This is a genomic window from Streptomyces niphimycinicus, from assembly GCF_018883605.1.
Lineage (GTDB): Bacteria > Actinomycetota > Actinomycetes > Streptomycetales > Streptomycetaceae > Streptomyces > Streptomyces niphimycinicus.
In genome coordinates this window covers 1-1,286 of the sequence record NZ_JAHLEM010000644.1, presented here as the reverse complement: position 1 = coordinate 1,286, position 1,286 = coordinate 1, and the positions used below count along the sequence as shown (strand labels likewise).

Here is a 1,286-nt window from a genome sequence, read left to right as displayed (position 1 = left end):
GCGGATCCGCGCGCCGATGTGCGGGTGCTGACGACGCCGCGGCGGGTGGTGCTGCGAGGCCGCGTGGTCGGCTGACGGGGCGCGGGGACGGGCCGAGCGGGTGCGGGGACGGGCCGAGCGGGTGCGGGGACGGGCCGAGCGGGTGCGGGGACGGGCCGACCGGGCGCGGGGACGTATGGGGCAGGGGGTCCTGAGGGGGCTCCTGATGGGAACGTGGCTCGAACGCGGCGGCGAACCACACCCATTGGGATGAACGGACATCATGTGTCTGCCTGTTTACCCTCAGTGCGCAAATATGGCGTGGTCGAGGCCGTCGGCGCCCGTGGAGTCCCCCGCGGCAGGCGCCGGCGGCTCCATGTCTCCTGTGGGGGTCAACTCACGTGTCCTGTTCAAGTAACACCTCTTTCGGCATGCCCACCCGCCGTCTGGCGGCCGCCACTGCCGCTGCCGCGGTCTCCGTCCTGGGCCTGCTGCCCGCGGCGACCGCGCAGGCCGACACCGGTGCGACCACCGGTAAGGCGGGTGCGGTCGTGCTCCGCACCGATCTCGATGTCTCCCTGCTCAACAAGACCGTCACGGCTCCGCTCTCGGTCGTGCTCAACGAGGTGCACGCACCCGCGACGGCCAGCAAGACAGCGCTCACCGCGACCCTGGACGGCGTGGACGGGGGCCGGCCGTTCAGTGTGCTGCGGGCTGATGTGGCCACCGCCCGGGCCGCCACGGACAAGCAGCGCTCCGAGGGGTACTCCAACCTCGTCAACGCCAAGGTCCATGTGCCCGGTCTGGCCGGGGTGCCGCTGATCTCGGTCGAGCAGGTGACCTCGAAGGCGGTGTGCGCCGCCGGGAAGCGGCCGACCGCCCAGTCCAACCTGCTCGGCAGCGTCAGCGTGCTCGGCAGGAAGGTCACCCTGGCCACGAGCGGCACCACCACGGTGGATGTGCCGGCGCTCGGCCAGGTCCGGCTCGATCTGTCACGGACGGCCACCACCTCGCGCACGGCGGCGGCCACGGCCCTCAACCTGAAGGTCTCGGTGAACCCGCTCAAGCTCAACGTCTCCGAGGTCGAGGGTCAGGTCACCCTCGCCCGGGCGACCTGCGAGGCGCCCGTCGCCGCGGCGGTCCAGCCCAGCCCGAGCGTGGCCCCGCAGACCACGCCCGAGCCGAAGCCGGAGCACCTGGCCGAGACCGGTGGCAGCTCGGCCACGCCGTATCTGGTGGGCGGTGCCGCACTGCTGCTCGCCGCGGGCGGCGGAGCCGTCGTCCTGGCCCGCCGCCGGCGCGCCGCG

General features: G+C 73.3%; 1 protein-coding gene. It reads left to right on the top strand.

Features of this window, described 5'->3' with window-relative positions:
* Positions 1-410: 410 nt before the first annotated feature.
* A partial coding sequence (locus KN815_RS38855) for an SCO1860 family LAETG-anchored protein (protein WP_216346515.1) occupies positions 411-1,286 on the top strand: 876 nt, incomplete at its 3' end.